This window comes from Xanthocytophaga flava (genome assembly GCF_030068545.1).
GTDB classification, from domain to species: domain Bacteria; phylum Bacteroidota; class Bacteroidia; order Cytophagales; family 172606-1; genus Xanthocytophaga; species Xanthocytophaga flava.
Window position 1 is genome coordinate 116,600 of record NZ_JASJOR010000011.1, and the last position, 26,617, is coordinate 143,216.

24 protein-coding genes and 2 tRNA genes are annotated in these 26,617 nt (G+C 39.9%); 13 read left to right on the top strand and 13 right to left on the bottom strand.

The window, feature by feature from the left end; all coding sequences use genetic code 11:
- Position 1 precedes the first annotated feature (1 nt).
- The 11 genes from QNI15_RS17295 to QNI15_RS17345 form a co-directional block, all read right to left on the bottom strand.
- Positions 2-1,057: a lysylphosphatidylglycerol synthase transmembrane domain-containing protein gene (locus QNI15_RS17295; RefSeq protein WP_314032752.1), complete on the bottom strand. Its 1,056-nt coding sequence runs from the start codon at positions 1,055-1,057 to the stop codon at positions 2-4.
- 209 nt (positions 1,058-1,266) lie between these two features.
- A complete protein-coding gene (locus QNI15_RS17300) occupies positions 1,267-2,814 on the bottom strand; it encodes a DHA2 family efflux MFS transporter permease subunit (protein WP_313977659.1) in 1,548 nt (515 codons plus the stop codon).
- A gap of 192 nt (positions 2,815-3,006) precedes the next feature.
- Positions 3,007-4,041, bottom strand: coding sequence for an HlyD family secretion protein (locus QNI15_RS17305; protein WP_313977657.1), 1,035 nt, complete (start codon positions 4,039-4,041; stop codon positions 3,007-3,009).
- A gap of 77 nt (positions 4,042-4,118) precedes the next feature.
- A complete protein-coding gene (locus QNI15_RS17310) occupies positions 4,119-5,444 on the bottom strand; it encodes a TolC family protein (protein WP_313995823.1) in 1,326 nt (441 codons plus the stop codon).
- Between the two features lie 16 nt (positions 5,445-5,460).
- Complete coding sequence (locus tag QNI15_RS17315) at positions 5,461-6,069, bottom strand: TetR/AcrR family transcriptional regulator (RefSeq protein ID WP_313977653.1); 609 nt, start codon at positions 6,067-6,069, stop codon at positions 5,461-5,463.
- 281 nt (positions 6,070-6,350) lie between these two features.
- Entirely contained in the window at positions 6,351-6,701 is a 351-nt protein-coding gene (gene panD, locus QNI15_RS17320) for an aspartate 1-decarboxylase (protein WP_313995825.1), read from the bottom strand.
- Between the two features lie 195 nt (positions 6,702-6,896).
- Complete coding sequence (locus tag QNI15_RS17325; RefSeq protein ID WP_313995827.1) at positions 6,897-7,544, bottom strand: HAD family hydrolase; 648 nt, start codon at positions 7,542-7,544, stop codon at positions 6,897-6,899.
- A 58-nt stretch (positions 7,545-7,602) separates the two neighbouring features.
- Positions 7,603-8,448, bottom strand: a complete 846-nt coding sequence (panC, locus tag QNI15_RS17330; RefSeq protein WP_313995829.1) for a pantoate--beta-alanine ligase — start codon at positions 8,446-8,448, stop codon at positions 7,603-7,605.
- Between the two features lie 47 nt (positions 8,449-8,495).
- Positions 8,496-9,011 (bottom strand): DinB family protein, encoded by a 516-nt coding sequence (locus QNI15_RS17335; RefSeq protein WP_313995831.1) that lies wholly within the window; start codon positions 9,009-9,011, stop codon positions 8,496-8,498.
- A 111-nt stretch (positions 9,012-9,122) separates the two neighbouring features.
- Positions 9,123-11,414, bottom strand: a complete 2,292-nt coding sequence (locus tag QNI15_RS17340) for a GH92 family glycosyl hydrolase (RefSeq protein WP_313995833.1) — start codon at positions 11,412-11,414, stop codon at positions 9,123-9,125.
- A 97-nt stretch (positions 11,415-11,511) separates the two neighbouring features.
- Positions 11,512-12,801, bottom strand: coding sequence for a metal-dependent hydrolase family protein (locus QNI15_RS17345; RefSeq protein ID WP_313995835.1), 1,290 nt, complete (start codon positions 12,799-12,801; stop codon positions 11,512-11,514).
- Positions 12,802-13,312: 511 nt separating this feature from the next.
- On the opposite strand from QNI15_RS17345, the gene QNI15_RS17350 reads away from it, so the two are divergent.
- From QNI15_RS17350 to QNI15_RS17375, 6 genes are all read left to right on the top strand, one after another.
- Entirely contained in the window at positions 13,313-13,876 is a 564-nt protein-coding gene (locus tag QNI15_RS17350) for an RNA polymerase sigma factor (protein WP_313995837.1), read from the top strand.
- Entirely contained in the window at positions 13,869-15,662 is a 1,794-nt protein-coding gene (locus QNI15_RS17355) for a hypothetical protein (RefSeq protein ID WP_314032753.1), read from the top strand. Before QNI15_RS17350 ends, QNI15_RS17355 begins: the two co-directional genes overlap by 8 nt.
- 234 nt (positions 15,663-15,896) lie before the next feature.
- Positions 15,897-16,769 carry a hypothetical protein gene (locus QNI15_RS17360; RefSeq protein WP_314032754.1) on the top strand — a complete coding sequence of 291 codons (873 nt, stop codon included), beginning with the start codon at positions 15,897-15,899 and terminating at the stop codon, positions 16,767-16,769.
- Positions 16,770-16,828: 59 nt separating this feature from the next.
- Complete coding sequence (locus QNI15_RS17365) at positions 16,829-17,332, top strand: QcrA and Rieske domain-containing protein (protein WP_314032755.1); 504 nt, start codon at positions 16,829-16,831, stop codon at positions 17,330-17,332.
- A 135-nt stretch (positions 17,333-17,467) separates the two neighbouring features.
- On the top strand, positions 17,468-18,370 hold the full coding sequence (locus QNI15_RS17370; RefSeq protein WP_314032757.1) for a DUF5777 family beta-barrel protein: 903 nt from the start codon (positions 17,468-17,470) through the stop codon (positions 18,368-18,370).
- A 29-nt stretch (positions 18,371-18,399) separates the two neighbouring features.
- Positions 18,400-19,002 (top strand): YceI family protein, encoded by a 603-nt coding sequence (locus QNI15_RS17375; RefSeq protein ID WP_313995847.1) that lies wholly within the window; start codon positions 18,400-18,402, stop codon positions 19,000-19,002.
- 85 nt (positions 19,003-19,087) lie between these two features.
- Here the strand turns inward: QNI15_RS17375 and QNI15_RS17380 are convergent, their stop codons facing one another.
- Positions 19,088-20,146, bottom strand: coding sequence for a helix-turn-helix transcriptional regulator (locus QNI15_RS17380; protein ID WP_314032759.1), 1,059 nt, complete (start codon positions 20,144-20,146; stop codon positions 19,088-19,090).
- Between the two features lie 137 nt (positions 20,147-20,283).
- On the opposite strand from QNI15_RS17380, the gene QNI15_RS17385 reads away from it, so the two are divergent.
- From QNI15_RS17385 to QNI15_RS17400, 4 genes are all read left to right on the top strand, one after another.
- Complete coding sequence (locus QNI15_RS17385; protein ID WP_314032761.1) at positions 20,284-20,745, top strand: hypothetical protein; 462 nt, start codon at positions 20,284-20,286, stop codon at positions 20,743-20,745.
- Positions 20,746-20,754: 9 nt separating this feature from the next.
- On the top strand, positions 20,755-22,140 hold the full coding sequence (locus QNI15_RS17390) for a hypothetical protein (protein ID WP_314032763.1): 1,386 nt from the start codon (positions 20,755-20,757) through the stop codon (positions 22,138-22,140).
- A gap of 189 nt (positions 22,141-22,329) precedes the next feature.
- A tRNA-Gln gene (locus QNI15_RS17395) sits at positions 22,330-22,402 on the top strand.
- Between the two features lie 5 nt (positions 22,403-22,407).
- Positions 22,408-22,480 (top strand) — tRNA-Lys (locus QNI15_RS17400).
- 127 nt (positions 22,481-22,607) lie between these two features.
- Here the strand turns inward: QNI15_RS17400 and QNI15_RS17405 are convergent.
- On the bottom strand, positions 22,608-23,168 hold the full coding sequence (locus QNI15_RS17405; RefSeq protein WP_313995854.1) for a hypothetical protein: 561 nt from the start codon (positions 23,166-23,168) through the stop codon (positions 22,608-22,610).
- Between the two features lie 295 nt (positions 23,169-23,463).
- Here QNI15_RS17405 and QNI15_RS17410 point away from each other — a divergent pair, with 295 nt between their 5' ends.
- The 3 genes from QNI15_RS17410 to QNI15_RS17420 all read left to right on the top strand — a co-directional run bounded on the left by QNI15_RS17410 (position 23,464) and on the right by QNI15_RS17420 (position 26,617).
- Positions 23,464-25,023, top strand: a complete 1,560-nt coding sequence (locus QNI15_RS17410) for a TROVE domain-containing protein (RefSeq protein ID WP_314032764.1) — start codon at positions 23,464-23,466, stop codon at positions 25,021-25,023.
- Positions 25,024-25,365: 342 nt separating this feature from the next.
- On the top strand, positions 25,366-25,728 hold the full coding sequence (locus QNI15_RS17415; protein ID WP_313995858.1) for a hypothetical protein: 363 nt from the start codon (positions 25,366-25,368) through the stop codon (positions 25,726-25,728).
- Between the two features lie 229 nt (positions 25,729-25,957).
- Positions 25,958-26,617: a hypothetical protein gene (locus QNI15_RS17420; protein ID WP_314032766.1), complete on the top strand. Its 660-nt coding sequence runs from the start codon at positions 25,958-25,960 to the stop codon at positions 26,615-26,617.

The following is a 26,617-nucleotide window of genomic DNA, read 5'->3' on the forward strand; positions in this document are numbered from 1 at the left end:
TTCAGGTTGCAGAATTATACTTCTGAGAGGGAGTATCTTTAATCTCAACAGATGGTGTGTCTGACCTATTGATAAACAAACTTATCACAAAGCATATGCCACCTGCTACAATTGTCAGGAGTGTTTGTGAAGCCCAGATAAAAGTAGCCAAAATAATACCCTCCTCCTGAGACCAGCCATACAACATAAGTGCACTACTTACCAACAAGTGATAGGGACCTGTGCCACCCTGTACAGGAGCTGCCATACCCAAACTTCCCATCATAAGAATAGTAAGGCCACCCATCCAACCAAGAGGTTTTGAATCTGGAAGAGCAAATGTGAGTAGATAGGCTGCGAAATAATATCCTATCCAGATAAGGAAACTGTGAGCAATGAAACTCCATTTGTTTTGCATCTTTCTTACACTGACCAAGCCTTCCCACATACCCAGAAAAAAGTCACGGACTTTTGCAAGAATAGCAATCTTCCACAGCTTTTCCTGATTTTTATAAGCCCAGAATCCAATACCAGTTATAAACAAGACCCCAACAATCAGGATAAGATAAAAAGTTGAGGAGATTTGGCTAAAGCTACCAAACTTATCTGTAAAGAATTGTATAAAGAACTCACTAAGCCGATTAAACTCAAGAAGGAAATTAAGGCATAGAAGTAAGAGTAACATCACAACATCAAAAAGTCTTTCAGCTACTACAGTCCCTATTCCTGCATTGATAGGCACCTTATTCATCTTATTCAATACACCACAGCGGGATACTTCTCCCATACGTGGCAGTAACAGATTGGCGAAATATCCGATCATAACAGCCAGAAACATACGAAACATACTCGGTTTATATCCGAGAGGTTCCAATAATAGTCGCCATCGATAGGCTCTGCTCCAGTGTGCAAACAATAGGACGATTCCTGAGAAGATAACCCAGCTATAGTTAGCTTGCTGGAAAGTGGCTATCATGTCAGCCAGACTTAATTCCTTAAATACATAAAAACGTAGCAATAGAAAAGCTACTACCAATGGAATGGCATATTTGATAATATCGATTAATCGGAATTTCATAGCGCAAAAATGGTACTTAAACTTCAGAGAAACAACCTTTCCTGGCAGAAGGCTATTGTTTGTCAGTAAGGATGGATACAGTCTGTAAAGATTTAGAGGGCATTATGTGGATTTTAAGCTAAATGATACATACCCTGATGTACCAGATAGAGCATAAAAAAACCGACAGTCATCAAACTGCCGGTTTTTCGGGATAATTGTAAATTACATCAATGTGCATCCACAGGGATCGCAACATTTTTCTTGAACTTCTGCAAATAAATTATTGGGATACAGAATAACATAAAGAACCCCACAAGCCAGAATATATCATTGTATGAGAGAATCATGCTTTGTTTGGTCATAATTCCATCCAATGCTTTATGTGCTTTGGATTCAGCATCTAGTGGAGTATATCCTTTGGCAATAAAACTATTGGTAAGCATTCTTAATCTTTCTGTAAATGCATCACTATAAGAGTTCATGTAAGAGACAAGATTCACTCTATGAAAAGCTGCACGATGTGCCAGTATAGTATTAGAAAGAGCAATACCGAAAGATCCACCCAATTGCCGCATCATATTATTAAGACCTGTTCCCTGTCCAATCTCAGCTCCATGCAAATCCTGAATAGCCAGTGTAGTCAGAGGAACGAAGAGAATGGCCATTCCGACACCTCGTACCATCAGAGGCCAGAAAAAGTCATTCGGACCACTAAATACATTGGAAACACTCAGCATCTGAGTAAAAATAAAGAACAGAATCATGCCGCCTGTAGCCAGAAACTGGGCTGGAAATCCTTTCTTTAATAGTGTGCCTGTTATAGGCATGATAAACATGGTTACCAGACTACCAGGAAACATCAACTCACCTGTTTGCTGGGCACTGAAACCCAGAATATTCTGACACAAGATAGGTAGTGCAAATACCGAACTGTACATACCAAATCCCAGTGCAAAAGAAGTAAGCATACCGGCACTAAAGCTTCGATAGCGTAAAATCCGAAGGTTTACAATCGGATAGTCAATACTCAATTCTCTCCATATAAACGCAATGCTTGCTACCAGTGAGATAAAGGTTAGTACTGATATGTAAGCTGTTTCAAACCAGTCTTCTGTTTCACCTTTCTCCAGTACTACCTGCAGACATCCAATACATAAAGCCAGAAGGGCAATACCTGTCCAGTCAATACGTCGGCTGATGTTGTCATTTTTGGTATTCTTAATAAAAACAAATACGAATACCCCTGCCAGAATACCTACCGGAATGTTTACATAAAATATCCATGGCCAGGAGTAATTGTCTGTGATGTAACCCCCGATGGTAGGACCTACTGCCGGTCCCAATACGGCTCCTAAACCAAATAAGGCATTGGCCATACCTATCTCTTCCCGTGGCCAGGTATCAATCAGAATCGTTTGTGCTGTTGATAATAAGCCACCTCCTGCCAGACCTTGAATAATCCTGAAAATAACCAGCATCAACAGACTATCTGCATTTCCGCAAAAGAAAGAAGCAACTGTAAATATTATAATAGACCCAAGGAAATAATTGCGACGGCCAAAACGTCCGGCCAGCCAGCCAGACATAGGTAATACGATTACGTTTGCAACCGCATACCCTGTTACCACCCAGCTCACATCTGATAATGTGGCTCCCAGATTTCCCATAATCTGGGGCAGTGATACATTGACAATAGTTGTGTCAATCAGTTCCAACAAGGAACCTACGATCACTGTAATGGTAATAATCCATTTGGAAGAACCTTTTTCAGGCATATAGTAATCAACTAAAGTTCATGTAAAGTATGGATTGATTGTAAGGGTACAATCATCTTTTATAAAACTGACAGCTATATTTCTAAATAGGCTTTGCCTCAAAAGAAGTTTATCTGTTCAGTAGGAAAGGTAGTTAATGGATATCAAGGGCTATTCTCATTGACTATTCCATTACTACCCTTGAAGAAAGTGTTAATCTATTTTCACTTCTGCTGTTACACTCATACCTGGGTGCAGCTTTTCACGCATAGCTTTATCTGCCTTCAGTTTGATACGAACTGGAACACGTTGTACCACTTTTACGAAGTTTCCAGTTGCATTGTCTGGAGGCAATAATGAAAACTTAGCACCTGTTGCAGGAGAAAAACTAGCTACTTCACCCGCTATTGGTTCATCTGGATAGGCATCGACCACAATGGTGACAGGATTACCTGGCTTCATTTTCTTTAATTGTGTCTCTTTGAAGTTGGCTGTCACATAAATGCTACTGTCATTTACTACTACAAACAAACTCTGACCTGCCTGCACCAACTGACCTGGCTGAATATTTTTCTTGGCAACAGTTCCTGAAACAGGAGCGCTTACACTGGTATAGGAAAGTTGTAGTTTGGCAAAATCCAGATCTGCCTGACGAAGGGCAATGTTACTGGATGCTGCACTTACCTGAGATACAGAGGTACCTACTTGTTTGGAGGCTACATCATATTGACTTTTGGCAGATGCTAATTGTGCTTCAGCAGCATCTTTTTCAGCCTTTATGGCATCAAACTGCTGAGCAGTAACCACTTTGTCATCATACAGGTTTTTATAACGGGTATAATCCTGGTTTGCTTTCCACAGGCGGATATTGGCAGCTTCAATAGCTGATTTAGCTGTGGCAATGCCAGCTTGTGTAGATACTACAGTAGATTTGGATACACCTACATTCGCCATTACCGATTGTAAAGAGGCATCTGCCTGACGCACTTTAATCAGATAATCGGTATCTTCTATTTTTACAAGCAGCTGATCTTTGGAAACTTTCTGGTTATCTTCAAACAATACACTGTTTACATAACCGCCCACCTTTGCTACTACAGGTACAATATCTCCATCCAATTGTGCATCATCTGTATCTACATAATGGAGTGAGTGAGTATATTTTGTAAAGCCGTATGCTCCGGCTGATAGAATAACAATGCCTAAAATAATGGGTAATGCAAAGTTTTTTGATTTTTTCTCTGACATAATTTTGTATTGTAAAGTAGGGTTATTGACTCTCCTGTTTTATTAAGCTATTCCTCTAATAGCCTTTGAGCATTAGTTTAAGGCAACATTCCAGCAGATTTCAACAATGTGTAGTAGGCAACAACAGCGTCTGCTTTGGCTAATTCAAGGTTGATTTTTGCCTGAAATAACAATGTCTCCGCATCAATACGATCAGTAGTAGAGGCTACATTGTTTTTGTATTTAGAGTTAGTAATTCGATAGTTTTCTGTTGCCTGCTCTGTAGCAACTTCAAGCAATTTGATTTTTTCACGAGCCTGGATATAGCCTTCATAACTTTGTTTTACTTCTGTACGAATGTTGTCCTCTGTTACTGTTTTAGCTATTGTAGTCTGTTTCTCACTGGCTTCAGCCTGGCTGATTTTTGCTTTTGTAGTATACAGTGAAGCAATATCATAACTCAGCGTGAGACCAACTGTTAGTGGAGTGATAGTTGAATTGGCTTTAGGTATTGGATTTGCACTAGGGTTAATATGATATAAGGCTGCTCCAGCGGCTAATGTTGGATACTTGCTACTTTGTATAGACTTGATATTTAATCTGCTATGTTGATTCTGATAATCTGCAATAGTTACCTCCTTACGATTGCTCAGACTTTGGTTGACATAATCCTGGAAAGAACTGCTTGTTGCTAACAGATTTAAAGATGTATCTACTTCAATCAGATTATCGTCAGTCAGACCCAGTAGCAAGCCTAAATGATAGCTTACTGTCTTCTGACTGGTAGTCAGATCAAGATTGCTGATCTCAATGTTGGAACGTTGTAGTTTCCAGCGTAATACATCGTTCTCGGTTGCCAGACCTTGTTTTACAAACTTCTCAGTTTCAATTATTTTCTCGTCAATATCCTGAAAATTCTGCTGGATAACTTTCTGACTCTGTTTGATTTTATACAGATTGAAATATAGTTGGATTACTGCCAGCTTGATTTCGTTTTCCTGTCTGGTTACATCCAATTCTGCAATCTTGGTTAAAAGAGCTGCTGATTCATCTGCATATTTGTGCTTATTTCCAGAATAGATAACCTGATTAACAGAGGCTGTTCCCAGATACACATCTGCATTACGTGGCAATACAAACGGTTCTGCTCCTGGACTTAATTGAAACTGGTTGGTAAGCATAAATGCATGATTATACATAATGCTTGCTTTTGCCTGGGGTAATCGTTGTTCTTTGGTTATTTTTTGCTGAGCGGTTACTTCTTCAATTTTAGCTTTGGATAATTTCAAAGACTTACTGTTGGATACTCCCAGCGTAAGTGCTTCCTCCAATGACAAAGGTTTGGTCTGTTGTGCTGTAGTAACCAGTGGTATACATAGCAACAAGAGGATAGGTAATAAACAATTTTGATTTTTTAGTCTCATATGGTTTTAAAGGTAATTACTTAATCTCCAGATAGGCTCTGAGCATTTCGTACAGATGTTTCTTTACTTGCTTCTTTACTTTGTTAGTCGCTGCTTCTGTTTCTTCCGGAGGTAGTGTAGTGTCCTGTGTGAAGTATTCCTTCTTTTTTACATTGAAAATAGTTCCGGAGATAGTAGCCATCAGCAGATCTGTATCTACTTTCCTAAAGAGCTTTTGTTTTTGTCCCTCATCAAGTAGTTTTCGGATTTCTTCCACATTTTTGGCATGGATGCGCATAATCGCTTCATGAGTGCCACCTCGTTGCTTCAAAAACAACTCTCTTTGAGTGATCAGAAAATAATTGCTGTTGTTAAAAATCCGCTCAATGTAAATATCAATGAGTGATTCCAGTTTGGCAAAAGGGTCTTTGTTTTGGCTATTCAGATTTTGCAGACTGGTATACAAATCATTGCTTTTATTTTCGATCAAGGTTTCAAGTAGCTTTTCTTTTGATCCGAAATAATAGGAGATCATCGCTACGTTGACATTGGCACGTTGAGAAAGATCCTTTACTGAGGTTGCGTCAAATCCTTTTTCTGCGAAAAGTTCTTCTGCGGCTTGTAAAATAATTTCTTTTTTATCCATGGTGTCCGAGGGTTACTGGATATATAACACTACAAATGTACAAATGATTTATTAATTAAATGATTATTTAACTTAAATGTTTATTTAATTTTTGTGAAAATAATACAACATAAAATAAAACCGGGATGAATTGGTGTTTTTTTAGTAAGGATAAAGGCCTATCTACTCCTTCTAGGAGTAGGTGGAGTTTATAATAGGATAATTTTAATAGACAGTATTACAAGAAAAAAGCCCTGAATGCTTATACATACAGGGCTTTTCGATCAGAATATTTTCGTGTGTTAATTTACAAGCTTATTGTTATCATCAGGGAAGACAACAAAGGGTTTGAATTTTTTGGCTTCCTCAAACTCCATCATGGCAAAGGAAATAATGATGAGAATATCACCGACTTGTACTCGTCGGGCAGCTGCGCCATTCAGGCAAATCTTTCCGCTGCCTCTCTCTCCCTTAATGATATATGTTTCGAAGCGTTCTCCATTGTTATTATTCACAATAAGAACTTTCTCGTTTTCAATCATATTGGCGGCATCCAGCAGATCTTCATCAATGGTAATGCTACCTACATAATTCAGGTTCGCTTCTGTAACCTTAACCCTATGGATTTTGGATTTTAGAATGTTGATAAACATTGTTGTTATATGTTGACGCTTTCCTTGTAAAGCGGCGCAAAGGTATGAAAATTATTGGCAATCCACCCTTGCATGTAAGGATTGCCTTTACAATGAGTTACAAAAACCGTGCAGCAATCACTTTACTTCTCTGACGGGATTTATATGCAGGAATTACCTGCCATCCTATATCTAACAATCTTTTAATAAGAAAAGTTACCAGTGGAGTTCTGTATAGGTTTGTATTATGGTTGGAAGCTGAAATAAGGCACGCAATTCTTCTGGAGTATGTGTAGTAGCAATGCCTACTACCTGCATATGGGCCGTTAGTGCAGAGGTAATTCCTGAAACAGAATCTTCAAAGGCAAGGCAATGGTCCGGAGATACTGACAATTTGACTGCTGCACGCTGAAATACTTCAGGGTGAGGTTTACCGTGTTTTACTTCTTCCCCACTGACAATGGCATCAAAATAGTGCTGGATCTGCAAGCCTGCCAGCGTGAACTGTACATTTTTCTGATCTCCCATAGTCGCAAGAGCAATACGTATACCCCTGTTTTTAGCTTCTTCCAGAAACTCAACTAACCCTTCAATGGGCTTTAGATGGGGCTGATACATTTCACGATAAAGGGCTTCTTTTTCTTCGCCTAATTCACTGATTTGTTCAGGGGATAGGTTATCTCCAAAAAAACGTGGGATAATCTCTGTAATAGTCCCTTTATTTTTCTGCTCGTACTCAGCTTCTGTTATAGATATAGTATGTCTTTTCAGAAATTCAAAAAAAGCCAACTGATGGTACTCCATATTATCAATCAACGTACCATCCATATCAAATATGAATGCTTTTATAAGAGGTGAGATCATGAATAGTGAAAGGGTATTAGGGAAAGTCTGTAGTTATATTCAATGCCAAGAGCAGACCTTATTCTATAAGAATATTATCTATAAGTCGTACACCTCCTACAAAAGCTGCAATGCAAAGTGCATAAGGTGCCTGTACTTTTCCTTCTGTAAATGAGGCGAGATCGTCAGTATTTACTACTTCAAAATATTCCAGTTCTACTTCGTCGCTTTTGGTTAGATGAAGGGCTACTGTTTTCTTCGCAATTTCTATAGTTCCATCGTTATCCAGCATAGCATGTGCCATTTCCAGAGCTTGATACAACAAGGGCGCTACTGTACGTTGGGTAGAGCTAAGTCTTCTGTTGCGGGACGACATAGCCAATCCGTCTGATTCACGCATGGTTGGACATATAACCAACCGAACAGGAAAGGATAAATCCTGAATCAATCTGCGGATTACCAGACATTGCTGCAGATCTTTTTGTCCAAAGTAAGCTGCATCTGGCTGTACCATATGAAACAGCTTGGAGACAACAATGCCTACACCATTAAAATGTCCTGGACGAAATTTACCTTCCAGTACTGTCTCCAGATTGCCAAAATCTATTTTGAGATTCACAGATGCCGGATACATTTCTGTATCTGCTGGCATAAAAAGCACGTCACAACCTGCATCCTGTAAGAGTTGCTGGTCTGCTTCCGGAGTGCGAGGGTATTTTTTCAGATCTTCCGGATTGTTAAACTGAGTAGGATTGACATAAATACTGCACACTGCCAGATCATTCTCTTCTTTACAACGTTTAATTAAAGAGAGATGTCCTTCATGTAGTGCCCCCATAGTGGGTACAAATCCAATAGTTTTATTCTGCTGACGGCTTTGGGACAGGTAATCTCGTAATGATTGTATGGAGGTAAAGACTTGCATAAATAGGGATGCTATACTTTTCTGGTTGTGTGAGGTATTGGATAAATCTACTGTATTTTCAGATAACGTTCTTTTAAGATACTGATATGATGACGTTCATGACCTGCGATCATATAGAGAATAGCACGTACAGAAAGTTCTTTGCCATTAGCATTGCCAATTTGTAAAAGAGCTGTTTCATCCAGATTGTCAAAAAGAAACAGGTTCGCATCTCTGACAGCGGAATATTCTGCCAGTAGGCTGACCAGGGTACGACTGTCAAAGTGAGCTGTTTCTGTATATAAATTTTCATCAAATCCAGGCAGCGGTTGTTTTTCACCCCGGGCTATACATAGAACACGATAGGTGAAAATACGTTCTGTATCAATCATATGTCCAAGCATTTCCTTTATACTCCATTTGCCTTCTGCATACCGATAAGTGCTCTGTTCTTCTGAGAGAGTATGTACCAATTGCCATACTTCTTTCTGTCTTAGTACATCAATAGCATTGTCTTCCGGAACAAGATTGATGTAACGGCTGGTGTACTCACTTTGAGGATACTCGTTAGGTTGTGGTTTCATAGATATTTAGAAGTGGATGTGGATAATGAGGTTGAAAACAGTAACATTCTGCCAGGCAATTAAATATGCCCGACAGAATGTTATATATAATTGATTCAGTTATGAAAGAACTTATTTCTTGGCAGATACAGAGAATGGAAGTTGCTCTGGCTTAGTTCCTCTCTGCTGATTAGGAGTATTAGACATATCAAGCTTCAGTGTGCCACCTTGCAGAATGTCACTGTGTTTGATAAATGTGTTGTTATACTCCTGTCCATTCAACTGACAATTCTGAATGTATACATTGTTATCGCTGTTGCCTGGTGCTTCAATGGTAAAGGTTTTACCATTTTCCAGGTGCATACTTACCTTACGGAACAACGGACTTCCCAATACATACTCCTGTGTACCTGGACAAACAGGGTAGAAACCCATCGCTGAAAATACATACCAGGCAGATGTTTGACCGTTGTCTTCATCACCACAATAGCCGTCCGGAGTTGGTTTATACATTTTGTTCATTATTTCACGCAAACGGCTTTGTGCTTTCCAACCGGCACCTGCATAGTTGTACAGATAAACCATGTGCTGGATAGGTTGGTTACCATGTGCATATTGTCCCATGTTCATAATCTGCATTTCCCGGATTTCATGAATTGGGAATCCATAGTAGCTATCATCAAATACAGGAGGCATAGTAAATACAGAGTCTAGCATGGATACAAATGTTTTTTGTCCACCCATCAGGCCAATTAGACCTTGTACATCATGGAATACACTCCAGGTGTAGTGCCAGCTGTTTCCTTCTGTAAAGGCATCACCCCACTTGAATGGATTGAAGGGCTGCTGGAATTTACCATCCTGATTTTTACCACGCATCAGTTTGGTTTGCGGATCAAATAGGTTGCGGTAGTTTTGTGCACGTTTGGTAAACTTCTGAACATCTGCTTTTGGTTTCTGTAACGCCTGAGCAAGTTGAGAAATGGTAAAATCTGCATAAGCGTACTCCAGTGTACGGGCAGCGTTTTCGTTGATGCCCACATTATAAGGCACATAACCTAACTTATTATAATACGAAACACCTTTTCTTCCTACAGATGACAATGGTCCTTCTTGTTCGCTGTTTTTCAGAACTGCTTCATACAATGTCTGGATATCATATCCACGAATTCCTTTCAGATAAGAGTCGGCAATAAGGGATGCTGAGTTGGAACCAATCATACAATCACGGTGTCCGGGGCTAGCCCATTCAGGCAACCAGCCACTTTCCTTATAGGTATTAACCAGCCCCTGCATAATCTGGCTGTTTAGTTCCGGATACATCAGTGTAAAGAATGGGAATACCGCGCGGAAAGTATCCCAGAATCCATTGTCTGTATATAAGTAACCTTCTGCAATCTGACCGTTGTAAGGACTATAGTGAATCGTTTTGTTCTGTGCATCTACTTCATGAAACTTGCGGGGAAATAACATAATCCGGTACAGACAGGAATAGAATGTACGAACTTGTTCAGGACTGCCACCTTCTACTTCCAGACGAGAAAGCTGTTGATTCCAGATAGCTTTTGCTTTTTGCTGAAGCGTATTAAAATCGTCGTTACCTAACTCACGTTGCAGGTTAAGCTCGGCTTGTTCCGGACTGATAAATGAAGATGCCACACGAATCCGAACCTTCTGACCTTTTTTGGTTTTAAAACCAATCATAGCACCTACGTGATTGGCTTTGTATTCCAGTGTATCTTTGGCAAGCGTTTTTCCATGCCAGGTATTACTGGATGTAAAAGGCGTATCGAAATACAATACAAAGTAATTTTTGAAATTAGCAGGTACACCACCACTGTTTTTGGTTGTGTAACCAACTATTTTTTTCTCATTGGGAAGAATCTTTATATAGGAGCCTTTGTCAAACGCATCAATAATTACAAATGAAGAATCTGATGAAGGGAATGTCATCTGGAACATCGCAGCACGCTCAGTAGGAACGATCTCTGTGGTCACATCATGGTCTGCCAGATACACACTATAATAATAAGGCTTGGCGATCTCTGATTTGTGAGAGAACCAGCTACTGCGTTTCTCTTCATCAAAGACATGCTTTGTTACCGGCATTATGGAAAACTGACCATAGTCATTGATCCAGGGTGAAGGCTGGTGAGTTTGTTTAAATCCCCGTATATGAGTAGAGGTATAGGTATATGCCCAGCCATCTCCCATCTTTCCGGTTTGTGGCATCCAGCAGTTCATACCCCAAGGAAGTGAAATAGATGGATAAGTATTTCCATTGGAAAGATTAAAGGTTGATTGCGTACCCATAAGTGGATTTACCCACTCGGCCAGGTCAGTTGGGGTATTTACTTCCTGTGCTGTAACCGATAGCGAAACGGATAGCACAAGAAATAAAAGAAATGATTTTTTGAAAGACATAGATTTTAAGGAGGTATACATGACGTAAAGTCACAAACGTTGAAAATATGGATGCAATTTAAAAGATGTTTTGGAATTGTCAGGCTATAAAACAATTTTAAGGCTTCTTATAAATTATTCCATCTTTCATCACAAAGGTAACTTTGTGAAGAGAGGTCATATCTTTGGTCGGATCACCTTCTACTGCAATCAGATCTGCCAGAAATTCAGGTTGGATAGATCCCAGATGTGACAACTCGAACACGCGAGCATTAACCGATGTCGCTGATCGTAATACATCCAGTGGTTTCATGCCATATTCAGCCATCAGTTCCATCTCACGAACATTATCTCCATGGCTAAATACACCTACATCGCCTCCCATCACAATCGTAACTCCAGCTTCCAATGCCTGTTTAAAGCTCTGTTTTTTTTGCTGAATGCGGGCTGGTTCAGGATCTGTTCCTTTTTTCCATCCTCTGTATTGCAAAATAGCATCTCCAGCAGCTAGCGTAGGGCAGAGGGCTACATTTTTCTGTGCCATGAGTTTAAAAATTTCAGGATTGCCGTTATCTCCATGTTCAATAGTCCGGATACCAGCCTGTATAGCCCGACGCATACCTTCTACTGTACTGGCATGTGCTACTACAACTCGACCACTGCTAGCAGCTGTTTCTACAGCTAGTCGTAGTTCTACTTCTGTAAATGTTGGCATTGCTTCACCCCGAATGCCCCAACGATAGTCTGCATACACTTTAACTACATCGGCTCCTTTGCCAATTTGTTCACGCACTACCCGAACCAGATCTTCTGCTCCTGAAGCTTCCTGTGCACCTTGGGGGACTAGGACATGAGTAGCAAATCCTTTAGGACCATAACTACCTGTAGCCACAATAGCGCGTCCGGCTACCAGCATTCTCGGACCAGGAATTATCCCTTTTTCAATAGCCTGTTTTAATCCTACATCATCATACTCAGCTCCCTCCGTGCCTAAGTCCCGAACGGTAGTAATTCCAGCAAGCAATGTCTTGTTTGCATGAACTACTGCTCTGGCTGTACGTTCTGCATGAGATTCTTTCAATACCTGATCATCCCAGGATGTTTCATTATAAGGATGCAGAAATAAATGAGAATGTCCCTCAATCAGACCGGGCAGCAATGTCATAGCAGGCAAATTAATTATTTCCGCATTGGATGGCGTCTGTATATCTGCTGGCTTTCCTGCTGCAATAATCTTATTTCCCTGAACAAGTACTATCCAGCCAGTTTTTACTTCTTTGCCGTCAAAGACTCGTTCTGGTTTTAGAACATACGTTTTAGCAGGAAGAGTAGAGGAGATTTGTGCATTGGAAAAAAAGGTAATCCATAAAGTAATAAGCAGTAAATGTAACTTCAGATGGTATAACATGAATGGTTTGGTAAGTGTTGGGATGTAAAGTTGAATACCTGAAAAGTGAAACTACATATAAGTATCATTCTGCGCCACAAAAATCAATATATAATGCGAAAGGGGTAGTTCAGAATTATTCTGTTTCTATATTCTTCTACACACTGTAAATTAATCAGTTAGCATGCCCATATAGTCGATTATGTTCTATGCTTTATCGAAAAGAGATTGAATCTGATCAGCTATGGCGTATCAATGATTGGCACAAACGAACAGGGCTGGTTTTCGGATTGACTGGAATAAAATCGTATCCGTCATAGTAGTAGAGCAGTACTTAGGTTGTCAATAGCTGCAAATGGTATCTATCTGATTAGGGATAAACCTATCTCTGGTAAAAAAAGCATAAAAAAATAAATAATTTAATTAGTTGATAGACAGTGGTTTATACTTGTATGTGCTGTTTTTTTGAAAAAAAATAAAAAAGTGACGCAACCGTTTGAGAAAATCTTCCGTGCTGTGTCTGAATTCGATTATGATCGCCAACTCCGCAACCTTAACTGAACTGGAGGCTTTATTGCAGGGATGCCGCAATGGCAACCGCAAGAGCCAGGAATTGCTATATCGGCAGTTCTATGGGTATGCTATGAGTGTGTGTATGCGGTATACACGAACAAAAGATGAAGCTATTGAAGTACTCAATGATGGTTTCATGAAGGTGTTTACCAAGACAGAAAAATATGATCCGGAAAAATCATTTAAAGGTTGGTTGAGGCGCATTATGATCAATACAGCCCTGGATTTTTACCGCCAGGAGGTAAAACATTATTTTCACGAAGATGTAACGTTAGTAGAAACTGCATCTGTCAGTGAAACAGTACTTGATGAGTTACAACATGAAGAATTAATTAAACTTGTACAACTGTTATCTCCGGCTTACCGGATGGTATTCAATCTGTATGCAATTGACGGCTACTCGCACGAGGAGATAGCTGAGCAACTGGATATTTCTATCGGAACATCCAAATCCAATTTAGCTCGTGCCAGAGAACACTTAAGAAATATGTTAAAGCAGAGAGGCTATGACAAGTATGAATGAGATGCCCGATAATGAATTGGATGATCTCTTCAGAAAGTCAGCTGAAGAGATAGATATTCCGTTTGATCCGGAAGCCTGGCTGCGCATGGAAAAAAAACTCGACAATGGATCTTCCAATGGAAATGGAAAATGGAAGCGTTGGGGACTATTAGCTCTGTTGTTATTATTAATTAGTACTGGTGCCTATATATGGTTGAGTGGACCTGGAAATGGAAATCTGGTTTCACAGAATAAAAAAGGTCTGCCAGATACATTACTAGCAAAAGACAATAGACCTAACTATAAGGGAAGAGGTCAGATAGAAAGAGGTCAGATAGAAAGAGGTCAGATAGAAAGAGGTCAGATAGAAAGAGGTCAGATAGAAAGAGGTCAGATAGAAAAACGCTCAAACACACCTTCTTTGTATAAGTATAAGACACTATCTGTGAATAAAGAAAAACCGGGTACTGTAAACAGTGATAAGAAAGCAAAGAGTACCACAGTGCAGAAAGATAAAGAGGTGCTGTATACAGAAAATGAAAAGAATAAAAATACAAGTAGTATTGACGCAAACAGAAAAAACAACAGTTCAAAAAAAGGCATTCAGACTTCTGGAAAGACAATAAACGACAGTGAAGAGGAGCCGCAACCAGAAATGGTTGCGCCTATCAGAACGGCGGAGATAAGCAAAAGGGATCGGAGCACTCTATCAGATTCATCCCGTGTACCTGCTGCGGATAAAAAGCTTCGCCGCTTCTTTTCTTCTGAAGAGACTAAAAAGGGAAAGGTTGCAGATCAACAAGAGTCGAAGATTGCTTTAAACGGACAGCCTGGATCTGTAGAACCGAAAAACGTACTGACTGAAAGAGGAGACAAAAATAAAGGAGAAAAGCAAAAAGGAAGCGGTAGCAAGAGAAATCAGAAGAAAACAGTGATCTACAACTCTACAAATGGACAACCTATGGACATAAAGCCAGAAGAGACTTCATTTGAAGCAGATACACATCGGTTGTATACAACTAATTACCTGGCGAATAAGGAAGAAGTACTTTATTTGATGCCTCTTACCGGAAAATCCATTCAGGTAAACTGGGCGAAAGGAAAGGATTTTGTGATACCCCCACCACCTGCAGATACTATGGGTAAGGCTGGGGAAAAGCCGGATATTAAGCCATTAGTTGAAAGAAAACCTTTCCGGTTAGGAATTCGGTTTGTCATAGCACCTGATTTAACTACTGTAGGGTTTCGCAATTTTATGCAGCCAGGTACAAGTGCAGGGATACTACTGGAATACAATATCTCAAATCGGTTACTGATTACAGCAGGAGGAATTTACTCTAAGAAGATTTATGTTGCTGGAAAAGATGATTATAATCCTCCAGACGATTATTTGGACTATATGGAAAAACAAGGATTTTATTTGAACTCGATTAGCGCAGATTGCAGAATTATAGATATTCCCTTGAATTTGCGATATAATGTAATTCAGAATAAAACTACTGGTTCCAATTGGTTTGTGAGTGCGGGTGCCTCATCTTATCTGATGAAAAGAGAAGATTATGACTATCATTTTGACAAACACGGATATGGTAAAGATACCAAATGGGGAATCAGCAATTCCAATAATCACTTTTTTGCTGTAGGAAACCTGTCTATTGGATATGAACGACGTATGGGAGACTATTTCTCCTGGCAGGTCGAACCGTATCTGAAGATACCACTGGGTGGAGTTGGGTATGGGAAGGTTAAGCTGATAAGCTCAGGTGTGTTCTTCTCAATCAAATACCACCTGTCTAAACAAAAATAATCACCTGATTTTGCTGGCTTATATGCATGTTTTTCATCGTTTCAGCGATGTACTGCTATTGCTTTGTCTTCTGAATTCAGTCTGATTGAATATATGTAAAGAGGAAATTAAAAATCTTAAAGTAGCGCTTTAAAGTGTAAAACTATAGCTATAGAGAGTTAGATCCGGATTATGTCACACAGACGTGTGTGATTACCATTTTTAGTTTTAACACTTAATTAATTCAGTAACACCATGAAACCTTTATTTAAAAGTAAGGCATTTGCATTTTTGTTTTCTCTGGCTGTACTAGCCGGCCTGATTGTAAGTTGTGATGACAACGATAGTCCTGGTCCCAATAAGGTAACTACTCAGATTAAGCTGGCTACCAGTAGTACACTGGGAAGTTATCTGGTAGATAGTGCAGGGTATACATTGTATTTCTTTACAAGAGATGCAGATGGAACAAATAATTGCACATCTGGCAACTGTATGGCTGCCTGGCCTATTTACTACAAAGCAAACCTGACACAGGAAATGCTGGGAGAGGGTCTTTTACTGGCTGATTTTGCAGAAATAACAACAGCAAGCGGAGCTAAACAACTGACTTATAAAGGCTGGCCTCTTTACTACTATTCTCCTACCGCAAATAGCGTGAAGGAATTACCTGGAGAAACCAAGGGTGAAGGAGTTGGCGGAGTATGGTATGTTGCTAAAACTGATTATACCATTATGCTGGCTAGCAAGCAATTGGTTGGCCAGGACGGCAAAAACTACAAGAGCGACTATACAGAAGGTACTGGCGTAACTCAGTTTTTCACAGATGGCAAAGGCCGTACATTATATACGTTTACTACAGACTCAAAAAATACGACCAGTTGTACTTCTTCCGGTTGTAAAGCTGCCTGGCCTGCCTTTACCGAAACACTGGCAAGTGTACCTTCTGCCCTGGATAAATCTCTATTTGGAACCATCGATGTAGATGGCAAGAAACAACTAACTTATAAAGGGTGGCCACTATATTACTTCACTCAGGATTCCGGACGGGGTATGACCAAGGGAGTGAGTGTACCAAGTCCTGGAGTATGGCCTGTTGCTATTAAGGATGCAGTAGAGGCTCCAAATTAATCCTTATCAGCTACGATTTACATACCATTTAATTATAAACCTCTAAAACTAAAATTGATATGAAAAGATCCGAATTTCTTAAAAGCCTGGGTTTAAGTAGTGGTGCCCTGATGTCTATCTATTGTTTGGGTGGGCTTACTTCCTGTGCCTCCGAATCGCCTCAACCCAATACCAACACGGGTGGAAATAATGGCGGTGGCAATACAGTAGCCGGCTTTACAGGCAATGCAAAAACTTCAGCAGGTAAAATCAGTTTTACACTTGATTTGACTACTGACAACTTTAAATCCTTATTGACTGAAGGATCTTATCTGTATCCCAATAGTGGTGATGTAATTGTAGCCAAAGTAAAAGGCGGTGGCTTTGTTGCCCTTTCCAAAGCGTGTACCCATCAGGGAACTACTGTTACCTATCGGTTGAATCAGAATGACTTTTACTGCGATAATCATGGCTCTGAGTTTTCTACTACTGGTTCAGTGGAAAATGGTCCTGCTACGGCTGGGTTGACAGTTTATTCCGCCAGCTTGAATACTACTACTAATGTGCTAACTGTTTCTGCATAAGCTGTAGGGTAAAGCTTTACTGCTTTACCCTTTTTTACACTTTTTCAGGTAGTACAGCAAGTAGAAGCTTCAGCAGATAAAAGCGTCAACACACTATTCATCAGATACAAAACTGGCAACAACAATCGCTTACCTATGAAAAAATACAGTATTTTTTTTCTTCTCCTTTTCTCGGCAATACTATCGACTCCTGAAAATGCATTGGCTCAGGATGATTTATTAGGAATGATGAAGTCTGACAGCAATACGGTCAATTATACGACAGCAACCTTCAAATCCACCCGGATTATCAATGGCCATTCGGTGGAAACAGTAGCAAAAAACCATATGGATTTCCGTATCTCACATCGGTTTGGAACGCTCAATAGTGGTGCCTATAATCTGTGGGGGCTGGATATGGCTTATATCCGCTTGGGATTTGAATATGGGATCACTGATCAATGGATGGTAGGAGTAGGACGGAGTAATACAGATAAAACTTATGACCTGTTCACAAAAGTGAAGCTCTTACGGCAGTCATCAGGCACAAGGAATATGCCTTTCACAATGACCTTCTTTGTCAGTAGTGCGGTCAATACACTGCGCTATACACAGGAAGATCGGTCCTTTGTCTCTCGTTTCGCCTATACCACCCAACTGATTATTGCCCGAAAATTCAGTGAAAATCTTTCCCTGCAACTCACCCCAACACTGCTGCACCGAAACAGGGTGGAAAATATAGGAGAGAAGAATACGGTTTGGGCCTTAGGTTTAGGAGGGCGATATAAACTCAGCAAACGGGTATCGTTCAATGCCGATTACTATTATGTATTGCCCGATCAGTTAGATCCGCAGTTCCATAACTCGCTGGCGCTGGGTTTTGATATTGAAACGGGTGGACACGTTTTTTCGGTACACTTTACTAACTCGTTGGGCATGATTGAAAAGCAATTCATTGGAGAAACAACCGGACAGTGGGGAAAGGGTGATATTCATTATGGATTTAATGTTTCCCGTACTTTTTCTTTCAATAAAAACGCCCGACGTTCTACTAAATAACAACTTCCATTTTACAACCTGCGAAACATATGATGTACCAATCTGTTAGCCTCCGTGTTTTATGGCTATATAAGCCATCTTTCTTATGGACAGTATTGTTTTGTATTGGAGCATCTGTACTCACACAGGCTCAAAATCTTTATACATCTTCTTCTTCAGAGGTTAAGTTCTTTTCGAGTACACCCCTGGAAGATATCGAAGCAGTCAACAAAGCCAGTCAGTCCATGCTGAATGGGGTAACAAAAGAGATTGCTGTGAAAGTGCCTGTCAAATCATTTGTATTTCCCAAAAGTTTGATGCAGGAGCATTTTAACGAGAATTACATGGAAAGTGATAAATATCCCTATGCTATTTTCAAAGGTAAAATCAATGAGGCAATTGACTTTACTAAGCCAGGTACCTATGATGTGTCTGCAACTGGCAAACTGAATATTCATGGAGTTGAGAGAGACCAGACCCTTAAAGGAAAGCTGACTGTGCAATCGGGTAAAGCTTTGTTAGATGCAGCTTTTGATGTCTTACTGGTAGACCATAAAATCAAGGTTCCGGAAGTGGTCTTTGCCAAGATTGCAGAAAAGATCGCGGTCACCACACATTTTGTTTATGTACCGTATGAGAAAAAAGCACAATAGTTTTTTATTGAAATAGAGTATTAGCTTTTCCACATGTTCCTATTACTATAGCCTCGGGATTGAGTAACGGGAGTTTATTCTTCCGTTACTCTGTGGATTCAGCTTCTGATTCTAAAGATTCTGGTTCTCCTTCTAAAGGTTGATAGATCGCTGTCATATGCTGAATCTTTTGTTTGATACGATTTTGTAGTCTTCTTGGAGCTAGTACCTTAACAGTTTCTCCGAAGCCCAGAATTTCCCGTTCCATTTCATAATTGATCTGCACATCCAGAGATATCACAACTCCATCTTCGCGTGTTTCCACTATCTGCTGGCTATGATGAATGGGCTTGGTTAACACATAAGGTGCACTATATTTATTGAGTAAAAGTAAAATCCTTTCGGTAGGTTGACCCTGCATAATAGTTACTCCAACTATATCCCGAAAATAGTTCTCAATATCCAGCGTTTCATTATCACAATACCATTCCTCACTGGGCTTGATTTCAAGAATACGATCCAATGCCAGCAGTGTTTCGAATCTGGCTTTGTGTCGTATTCCCAGCACAAACCAGCGATTGCGATACTCCTTCAGCAGGTAAGCATGGAAGATAAAGGTTTGAGCAGACTTAGCCTTAAACGATTGATAGGTGATACTCAAACATTGTTTTTGTAAAATAGCCTGATAAATCACTTCAATATATTCCAGCCCTTTGAGATTATCGTTTTTTTCAAAATCAATAATAGCTCCTCTTTGTGTCTTGGCCGTACGTATTTTGTCTTCCAGGCGTTGTACCATGCCACTCAACTCCCGAAAATGATCAAAGCCTTTGAACTGTTTTAAAATCTCTGTTACTTCCTTTAATGTATGCAGATCTCCATCCGTAAGCGGAATGTTGGTAATAGAATAGTTGGGGTCTTCATAGGTATAATACTTTTTGTCCAGTACTACAATGGGTGCATTGTATCCTAATTTTTCGCTCCGCATCATTTGAATGTCCATCTGTACGGTACGACGGCTTACCCCTTTGTCAATGCCTTCGTATTCATACAACATATTTGAGCACGCCTCAATCAAATCCTCCAGTGTCCATTTACGGTGACGATTGCGCAAACAGGTATCTATAGTCTGATAACGGATCAATGCATTGCGATTGATAGGCATAAAAGGATTGTATATTGAGTGTTTTGAGAAAAGTTTTCAAAAAATAGAAAAAAGTTTTTACTACGCAAAAAGACTGCGCATTGGCAGCCCAACTTTGTATCGTTGATTGAATGTAAGATTTAGTACAGTTACTGTTTATGGTTTACCTGATTTGTAAAAATTGTACTAGAAAAATATCTGACTTTCTGGTAAATCAGGTTGACGACTTGAATGCTCTGAACGACGATAACTATTTTGAAGATGAAGAGAATGTATATATAAGCCTTAAGAATGGAAAGCAGGCTTACATGGGGTATCATAAAAACAGAAGTATTTCTTTTGATGGATGTTGTGGTTGTAGAGAGGAAGGGCCTTTAAATAGGATTTGTGCTGGTTGTGAGGTTGCATTGGGAAGAGAGGTATCAGATTGTGAATCTGTCTATCATTATATACGAATTGTAAAAACTTCAATAGATGTAATTGAAGTGACTACACAATACGAAGACAAGTTATACACTATGGAGAAATCCTTAAAATTTAATGCTGCAAGAATGGAAGAATGGCTTGTCTTACTGAAGTGGAAACCCAAAGAATTTGCAAAAAGAGTAAAAAAGATTTGAACTACAACTATGGAAGCTTTATATCAGACATTAAAACAACGCAAACGCCCTGAAGATGTGGCAGAAATGATTCTTACTTTACTGGAAGGAGAGTTGACACAGGATGAAAAGCGTATGCTGGAAAAAGCAGCACAGGGAAGTTTGAAGAAACACTTCTATGCCTATACTTCCATGGCTCAGGAGTTCTTTAAGCCCATAGGTGCTGAAAAGCAGGTAAAAAAAACGGTAGAGTTATTTCGGTTAAACAATGCTAATACTATAGATGCTGATGATCCGGCTGCTGTAGAGACATTTATTCAGGAAATCTCTCCAATGATTCATAAGGATATGGGTAAAAACCATTACCTGAATGATCGGTTGAACAAAATGCAGCGACAGGCCGAAGGGATGGATATTTCCAAACGACAATACAACAAGCTGTTTCGCCGGCTGCGGTTTATGGAGAAAAAGCTGAGAAAGATGAATCGTATGGCTCAAAAATCAGAGTATGAGCAAGTAGCTAAACATGGTTTGGCACATCGGTTACCGTATGAAGAGTTCATAAAGGATAAGTACACAGCTTGTTTTATTGCATACTATACCGCACGATGTAATCTACGTAGCGAATTTACGATTTCAGGACAGCAACGTCCCTATGACGAGATTGCCGATATGCTATTTAAAAAGTGTACAGGAGAACAGTCTGTACATCAGATTTTACGCAATCATATTTTTAGAAAAGATATATCGGCTATTGTCAATACACCTAATTACAAAGCAATTTCCTACGTATATCCGAACCCTAAGGTATTAGCGCATCTGTCGGATGTAGAGAAAGGGGAACTGTTGGGGCAATGGACTGGTATTTTGCAGGAGATCGCAGAGTTTCTGGCTCAGCTATGGAAAGAAAATACCATTAACCGTACCACTATGGTAGTAAAAAAGGGTAACGATTCGTCTACCTGGAATCATACTGCCGGGGCCTGGAATAAAGCTCGTGATGCGTGGATGAATCTGATCTATGCTTTAGGGTTAGAGTTTATACTGGATCAGATGTGTTTTGGAAAAATACTACGTCTAATGGCTGGTGATGTAGTTGCCTGGCATTACATGTCAGGGGGGAAGCTAGACCCTAATACAGAAGTATGGAACAAGATTCCATTGCCCTGGGAGGTTTTTCAGGAAAAGGAAATCTGTACCCGCTCGCTAGTCAAAGAGGCGTGTTACAATGCAGGGTTGGATGCTGAACAATCGGGCTGGATAGCTCCACGGCCTCATGGGATAGTTGCTTTTCGCCCAACACCTGAACTGGTGCATGGGGTGAGTGTGGGAAGTCCGTTTTTAGCGTCTATATTGAGAAAGCATGGTTATTTCTCGGGAAAGGGTTTGAAATCAGTACAATCCGAATGGAGTTAAATGAATATGCTGTAGAAAAAGAGAGTATAAAGATCTTGAAAGATGTCGTAAACGATGGATACTTCGCAGCTACCCTTGGGGAGGAACGGTATAGTTGACTCGTGCAACAAAATCGTCTGGTTCGACTCCAGCTATGCAATGCCCCGCTTCCATTATTGCTTGTTACTCTTTCATATATAGTGAAAACCAATCGGGATAGGCTCAGTGGTAGAGCAGTCGGCTCTGGACCGACCGGACGCAGGTTCAAGTCCTGCTCCCGATTCAGATTCTGAATGTAGTTCAGTGGTAGAACTTCCGGCTCTTATCCGGTTAGACACAGGTTCGAGTCCTGTCTTCAGAATCAAACGAGATAGTTCAGCGGTAGAACGTCTGGCTCTAAATCCGGATCGACGCAGGTTCAAATCCTGCTCTCGTTGCTTATTGTTTATCAGAGAGCTAGCCGAATGGGTAGCTCTCTGATCTATGGATTAATAAATAATTGGTCCCTCGTATTTTGTTTTTGCTACAGGAGTCAATTTCTTCACAGATGCATCAGATAAATTAAATGCTTTTTTCACCTGATTATAATCATTATAGTCAATGTTTAAAGCTTTGCGACCATTGGGTGAATAATCTGCTGGTACTACTACAACGCGAGCTACTCGGTCATTCATAGTAATCGGCAAATTCTGACCCACAGAATAGGCGTAAATAAATATATTCTTGTATGTAAAGTCAAAATCAATAAATGCATTTTGTACAAACGGATCACCTGCTGGCATTAATTTCCAAATATCTACTCCGTTATCCTGTCCGGTGAGCAGATAGGCCAAGACAACATCTGAAGGCTGTATATTATCCTGGGTTGGAAAGGTATAATAGATGCCATAGTCATTGTTAGATGTCAAATCAAATTCAAACTCATAGGCAAGTGCTAGTGGTCCTGGAGCACCTTGAGGACCTGCTGGCCCCTGAGGTCCCTGACAACTAACTAAACCTATACATAAAAGTGCGATAAATCCCAAGAATGACTTTGTGAAAGTATACATAGTGTGTGGTGTTGAACTCTTTGTCTATGCCAGCTTGGTGGACAGGAGTAAAGAGGGTGAAACAAATAATTTACATAAATGTGACAGGCAATAAATATGCCATTTTGAAGACCATAGTATCCTCAGGGAGTAAGATTATTATTTTTTCCCGACTTGCCTACTCGTGAATCAATACCAAAGAGAAAAAGTTTGTAATAATTTTGAAAAAAGTTTTTACTACGCAAAAAGACTGCGTTCTGGCTTTTCAACTTTGTGCTATCAATACAACAACGAAGACTATTTATTCTTTACAGCTATGAAATTTACACCAACCAGCCATACTGCACAACCAACTGTCAACTACATGGGTGGCAAAGCCTATATGTTGCAGGCAGAGATGGAACTATACACTACAGTAGTAAGTGCTATGCTTCACGATTCCTATTATGAGAAAGCAGATGCTCGACTGGAACGAATCAAAGCATTGATTCCAAAGGTAGATCCATTGTTTGTGGCAAAGCTGGCTGTATATGTTCGTGAACAAATGTATTTACGGTCTGTGCCAGTAGTATTACTGGGCGAACTGGCAAAGGTACATCAGGGAGATAGTCTGGTCAGCAGAACGGTTGAACGTGTGGTACAACGTCCGGATGAAATCATGGAGTTGTTGGCTTATTATCAATTGACCAATGAACGCAAAGAAACCAAAAAGCTAGGTAAGCTTTCAAAGCAGATTCAGAAAGGATTGGCAAAAAGCTTTAATAAGTTTGATGCGTACCAGTTTGCCAAATACAATCGTGACACAGTCGTTCGGTTGAGAGATGCATTGTTTTTGGTGCATCCGATGCCTAAAGATGATGCACAACAGGAAATCTTCACACAGATTGCCAGTGATACACTGCCTGTTCCTTATACCTGGGAAACAGAATTGTCTCAATTAGGACAACAGTCATTTGCCAGTGAACAGGAAAAGCAACAGGTAAAAGCCTTGAAATGGGAAGAGTTGGTTCTAAGTGGAAAGTTAGGTTACATGGCATTGTTGCGTAACCTGCGAAACATTCTTACTCAGGGGACAGACCATGCGTTGACAGAAGTACTTAAACAGATTGCTAGTGAAGACAAAGTAAAACGCTCTAAACAGCTACCATTCAGGTTCTTGTCAGCTTATACAGAGATTGAAGCTGTAGCTAATGATACAAATAAAGCAAAGATCAAAGCTACTCAGGAGGCTCTTGAAAAAGCTGTACGGTACTCGTGTAACAACATTCCTGTATCCAAAGGAAAAACTCTGATCCTGTCAGACAATTCCGGAAGTATGTTTGGAGACATGGGAGGAAAGTCAGTTGTTTCAGCAATGAGCCGTAGAACAACCGCCGATATCGCCAATCTGTTTGCTGTCTTGTACTGGGCTCAGTCTGAAGATACAGAGATTGGATTGTTTGGTGACAAACTGGTTTTTCCGGAATTAAAGCGAAACGCTTCTGTATTCGAAAACTTTGCGAGTATCAACAATGCTGCCCGTACATGTGGACCCAGCACAGAACAAGGAATATTTAACATGATAGAGAAAATGTTGTCTGAGAAAATCATAGTAGATCGTATTGTTATTTTTTCTGACTGTCAGATTGGAGCCCGATGCAACTGGTATGACCACAAACGACGGGTAGGGAGCGACTTTGGAAAGTTATTTAACGAATACAAAAAACTAAATCCAAATGTGGTGACCTATAGTGTGGATCTGAAAGGATATGGAAATACTCTTTTCGAAGATGGTGTGATGACTGTGGCTGGATGGAGTGAAAAGATTTTCGATATGATGGTTGCTATGGAAGAAAAGGAAAGTGTATTGTCCGTCATTGATAAAATTGAGATATAGAACCCTCTGGCCTGCAAAAGGCCAGAAGGGTTTCAAAGAAATAACAGATGCCGTAAATAAGGGATACTTCGCTGCTTTATTGTGTAAACCTTTAAACCCGATTTAATTTCTTTCTAATCAAAACCTCTCTTATTGAGTGTAGCTCTGTTATAATACAACTAGTCAGCACTAAACTGACTTGTAAATTCCAGGTGCCGTAGAAAAGAGTTACTTCGTTTGGGACGATGTGGTCGCAGGTTCGAATCCTGCTCCTGCTTAGGCAGGATAGCTCAGAGGTAGAGCACATATGTTCTCTTTTCGCTTGTTGCCCTTGTTTTTGATCCTTTAAAATTGGTAAATCAGATGAAAGTCTATTGCAAAGCCTGTCATACAGCATTAACCCCTGATTTACGTTATTTGCCTTATGCCTCCCTGACTAATGAAGAGGATGATAGGCCTTTTTTGCCACAGGGATATTACTGGATTAGTGATGGTAAGTGTTTTGCTAATACGGGAGGCAGAGTTGTAATTCATATAGATGATCTGATTAATACAATGAGGCATTCAGATCCGGAAAGACTACAAGGGTGCTGTGGTATATCAGGTTCTTATGGTCCCAACCGTATTTGTATACAACAACATGAAGTGGCTAGTGAATATTCAGATTGCTGGATGCCTCATGCCATCATATTTGAGAAAAATGCAATATACACTATAGATTACTAATATCCTCCTCTAGCTCAAAAGGCAGAGCTACGGTAAACCGAAACCGTGGAGTGTTGGGAATATGCCGTTTTGACTACGCGTTAAAATGGACAGAGTTTGCAGTGCACCGAAAAGCGAAGAGTGGAGTAGGGAAGCGCGTTCACAGCCCGACTGTCCTGTAAAAGGAAATCCCGGTTCGAATCCGGGGAGGGGGACAAAGAGATTTTAAGTAAGCAGATGTTTAATGCCCATGAAACTGGAACCATACATTATCAATTATCCATCTTCTGGAATAAATGAATTTGACAGCATGAATGCAATCTGGCATGATGAGCATTTGTCAAAAAGTCAAAAGCTGGATCTTTCCTTTCAGTTGTTTGAAATACAGCCTACTTATGCCGTTTTGATGCATCTGAAGTGGTATTATAATGACCTGGAACTTGAAGAACGCGATATTTTCTGGAATAGATGTATCAATTGTTTATTAGGATCAGATCAACAGCAAAAATCCGGAATTGAGTATTTACTGGCAGTAGATCTTTTTGAAGATAATGAAACTGTAGCGGAATCATGGCAACGATTGATGGAACTAGATAACGAAAAAATAGTTGAAAGTATGCTACGATCATCTGTTGCAGTCCCATTTACATGGAAAGAAGAACTCTATTATCTTTTGATCAAAGATAAGAAATGGCACTACCTTCTCTTTACCAGTTTGCACGATAGTTTTTATGGAGCGTTTGGAGACATTGACATCCTAAAAGCAAGAACAATCCTTGAAAGGCTAAAAGTGGATACAACAACTAAGTATTATAAAAATCTTCAAAGAGATTTGTTCGCATATTCTTCTCATGCAGAGTATAAAAAAGATGCAAATAGCAAAATAGCTTCTCGAAAATTAATCAGGTAA

Excerpts from the sequence above, each read along its gene's own strand:
- QNI15_RS17295 (WP_314032752.1), bottom strand. The coding sequence starts at position 1,057 with ATGAAATTCCGATTAATCGATATTATCAAATATGCCATTCCATTGGTA.
- QNI15_RS17300 (WP_313977659.1), bottom strand. The coding sequence starts at position 2,814 with ATGCCTGAAAAAGGTTCTTCCAAATGGATTATTACCATTACAGTGATC.
- QNI15_RS17305 (WP_313977657.1), bottom strand. The coding sequence starts at position 4,041 with ATGTCAGAGAAAAAATCAAAAAACTTTGCATTACCCATTATTTTAGGC.
- QNI15_RS17310 (WP_313995823.1), bottom strand. The coding sequence starts at position 5,444 with ATGAGACTAAAAAATCAAAATTGTTTATTACCTATCCTCTTGTTGCTA.
- QNI15_RS17315 (WP_313977653.1), bottom strand. The coding sequence starts at position 6,069 with ATGGATAAAAAAGAAATTATTTTACAAGCCGCAGAAGAACTTTTCGCA.
- panD (WP_313995825.1), bottom strand. The coding sequence starts at position 6,701 with ATGTTTATCAACATTCTAAAATCCAAAATCCATAGGGTTAAGGTTACA.
- QNI15_RS17325 (WP_313995827.1), bottom strand. The coding sequence starts at position 7,544 with ATGATCTCACCTCTTATAAAAGCATTCATATTTGATATGGATGGTACG.
- panC (WP_313995829.1), bottom strand. The coding sequence starts at position 8,448 with ATGCAAGTCTTTACCTCCATACAATCATTACGAGATTACCTGTCCCAA.
- QNI15_RS17335 (WP_313995831.1), bottom strand. The coding sequence starts at position 9,011 with ATGAAACCACAACCTAACGAGTATCCTCAAAGTGAGTACACCAGCCGT.
- QNI15_RS17340 (WP_313995833.1), bottom strand. The coding sequence starts at position 11,414 with ATGTCTTTCAAAAAATCATTTCTTTTATTTCTTGTGCTATCCGTTTCG.
- QNI15_RS17345 (WP_313995835.1), bottom strand. The coding sequence starts at position 12,801 with ATGTTATACCATCTGAAGTTACATTTACTGCTTATTACTTTATGGATT.
- QNI15_RS17350 (WP_313995837.1), top strand. The coding sequence starts at position 13,313 with ATGATCGCCAACTCCGCAACCTTAACTGAACTGGAGGCTTTATTGCAG.
- QNI15_RS17355 (WP_314032753.1), top strand. The coding sequence starts at position 13,869 with ATGAATGAGATGCCCGATAATGAATTGGATGATCTCTTCAGAAAGTCA.
- QNI15_RS17360 (WP_314032754.1), top strand. The coding sequence starts at position 15,897 with ATGAAACCTTTATTTAAAAGTAAGGCATTTGCATTTTTGTTTTCTCTG.
- QNI15_RS17365 (WP_314032755.1), top strand. The coding sequence starts at position 16,829 with ATGAAAAGATCCGAATTTCTTAAAAGCCTGGGTTTAAGTAGTGGTGCC.
- QNI15_RS17370 (WP_314032757.1), top strand. The coding sequence starts at position 17,468 with ATGAAAAAATACAGTATTTTTTTTCTTCTCCTTTTCTCGGCAATACTA.
- QNI15_RS17375 (WP_313995847.1), top strand. The coding sequence starts at position 18,400 with ATGATGTACCAATCTGTTAGCCTCCGTGTTTTATGGCTATATAAGCCA.
- QNI15_RS17380 (WP_314032759.1), bottom strand. The coding sequence starts at position 20,146 with ATGCCTATCAATCGCAATGCATTGATCCGTTATCAGACTATAGATACC.
- QNI15_RS17385 (WP_314032761.1), top strand. The coding sequence starts at position 20,284 with ATGGTTTACCTGATTTGTAAAAATTGTACTAGAAAAATATCTGACTTT.
- QNI15_RS17390 (WP_314032763.1), top strand. The coding sequence starts at position 20,755 with ATGGAAGCTTTATATCAGACATTAAAACAACGCAAACGCCCTGAAGAT.
- QNI15_RS17405 (WP_313995854.1), bottom strand. The coding sequence starts at position 23,168 with ATGTATACTTTCACAAAGTCATTCTTGGGATTTATCGCACTTTTATGT.
- QNI15_RS17410 (WP_314032764.1), top strand. The coding sequence starts at position 23,464 with ATGAAATTTACACCAACCAGCCATACTGCACAACCAACTGTCAACTAC.
- QNI15_RS17415 (WP_313995858.1), top strand. The coding sequence starts at position 25,366 with ATGAAAGTCTATTGCAAAGCCTGTCATACAGCATTAACCCCTGATTTA.
- QNI15_RS17420 (WP_314032766.1), top strand. The coding sequence starts at position 25,958 with ATGAAACTGGAACCATACATTATCAATTATCCATCTTCTGGAATAAAT.